Genomic DNA, 2,339 nt, shown 5'->3' with positions numbered 1-2,339 from the left:
AATTTTCCTTTCTACCATTTTTTTGTAACCAAATCATATTCCGGACGTGTCTAGTAGAACATCTCGAAAAAACCAATCGTTTTGTCCGCGAAAGAGCAAAGGGATAGGGTGCAAAGAATAATATTTAATAACCAATGCCCAATGCCCAATGCCCTATGCCCTATGCCCAAAACTTAAAGACGATTAGTATCTTTTGTTACCAACTTCCAGCCTTCAGCTTGGTCAACTAATCTCATCGACTCTAGTTCGAGATTGTTGAAAGCAGATGCATGAAGCAAGAAGTAGGGTTGGCCGTTGTAGCGCCAATAATATTGGAGTTCGCCAACAGAAGCGGGAATGATGGTGCGATCGCTATAATAATCCAACGAGGGACGATGGTTAGGAAAAGATGTGTAAATCTTCTTCGTAGCTGGATTTGCCCGCACAATCATGGCGGCGACTGGTTTAACCGGATAGGCTTCAGATAATTCCCAAACCCAGTAGTTAGATTTCATTAACAGCAGCAGCGAAATATAACTTCCCCAAAACAAAATCTTCAGAAATTGCCCGTCGCCTCGCTCTGCCAAAATAGCTGCTAAGGACATAGTTAAAGCTACTGCTGCAAAAATTAGTTGTAAGTCTGTTTTTGGTGTCGTACCCCAACTAAAATAAATACTACCAGCAGAAGCAGCTACAGCAAGTATTGCCAAACCAGCTACCCAAGCACGGGGATAGGATGAGAGTAAAGGCGAATTCTCTGTCTCTGATAATTGGATACCAAAAGCTAAAGCTAAACTGGGGTAAATCGGGAATAAATACCAGGGAACTTTGGTAATCATGAAAGAAATTACCAACAGATAAACACCACTCCACGCCATTACCAGTTTTGCCCAGCTAAGGTTGCGATTTTCCCAGGTTAAGCGGACAGTTTGCGGTAAGAATAATAGCCACGGCCATGTGTACTTGAGAAGTTCAATAACATAGTACCAAGGTGGTTCAGGATTACCCTCTACAAATGAGCCAATTCGGCCTAGTGATGGGTTTACAATCCCAATTTGAGCGAAAGTATAACCATAGTGAATTAGCTGGGCGCTATACCAACCAGCTACAGGCAGAATACCAATTAAGATTGCTATCCACAGATAGTAACAGGTGAGCAATCGTGGCGTATCCCAAAACAGAAATACGATCGCGATCGCACCTAGTAATATGCCTAGCAGTCCTTGAGTCAGGCAAATCAACCCAAAACTAATACCAACACCAAGGCAATAACGTAAATCCCGGCGCGATCGCAACACGCACAACATCATTACCATCAAAAAACTTACCATCGCCCCATCCAACATTGCCAGCCGCCCATGACGCACCACAGGTAGCATTGTTAGATAAATCAAGGCGCTATAAATAGCAGCCCAACGTTGGCGAAATATCTCTTGAGCAATGCAATACAGTAAAGGGACAGATGTCGCTGTTAAAATTGCTCCAGGCAGGCGCGTTGTCAACTCACTTTCGCCTCCCAGAGAATAAGCCCAAGCAATTAGCAAATGCATCAAAGGCGGCTTGTTATGATATGGTTCGCCTCCTAGCGTTGGGTAAAGCCAACGCATTGAACCGGCTGGAGCGTGCCAAATTTCACGAGCAACCTGTGCCACAGTCCCTTCATCCCAATCTCGCAGCGGCAATCCTCCCAGATTGATGCTAAACAGTAACACTGCTGCCAACAGCAATACTATTAGCCATACCCAATCAATCCATTTTCCAACCGTGCGATGCTGTTTTTCTAGATGACTCCAAATAAAGCTTCCTTCTTGCATACTCTCTGGTAATCATTTTACTTGCTGGTTTGATTACATAGAGATATCTAGCGAATCTCCAATGTTGCCACCCAGTAGCAACGTATATTCTTAACAATTGCTAGTTTCCAAGATTAACTCAACTTTCTCTAATTAGCGCTATTTTTTGAAAAATTTATATTGGTTATTTAAATAACATTTTAGCCAACAAGCGATAAAAATAATACAAGTAATAAATTATTTATTACCTTTTATATAGTCCGTAAATAAACTTGTATGTTATTTTGAAGGTTGCGCTTAGTTAAAATTTTATCTACTTATTTTTATCTAGCTAATTCAATAAATTTTGTAACTGATTGCTACAATAATTAAATAGTATACTGAATACTTCAAGAATTATCTATAAGGTTTTTGAATAGTAGTTTTACGAAAAACATATTTATTTTCTAAGCAATTATTTTAATAACTATTATTAATAATAATGAAAATATAGAAATCATATTTGATTTCTAAAAAATCTAAATATTTGTAGGGTGTGTTAGGCGTAAGCCGTAACGCACCATTCTT

General features: G+C 39.8%; 1 protein-coding gene. It reads right to left on the bottom strand.

Annotated features, from left to right (window positions below):
- Positions 1-173 precede the first annotated feature (173 nt).
- Entirely contained in the window at positions 174-1,793 is a 1,620-nt protein-coding gene (locus VB740_RS17905) for a glycosyltransferase family 39 protein (RefSeq protein ID WP_323201306.1), read from the bottom strand.
- Positions 1,794-2,339 lie beyond the last annotated feature (546 nt).

It is taken from the genome of Nostoc sp. UHCC 0251, from assembly GCF_034932245.1.
Taxonomy (GTDB): domain Bacteria; phylum Cyanobacteriota; class Cyanobacteriia; order Cyanobacteriales; family Nostocaceae; genus Nostoc.
Note: the sequence above shows the minus strand (reverse complement) of the source record. Positions and strands in the feature narration are given on the sequence as shown.

What these genes read in the sequence shown, in the direction of transcription:
- VB740_RS17905 (WP_323201306.1), bottom strand. Translation starts at nt 1,793, where the DNA reads ATGCAAGAAGGAAGCTTTATTTGGAGTCATCTAGAAAAACAGCATCGC.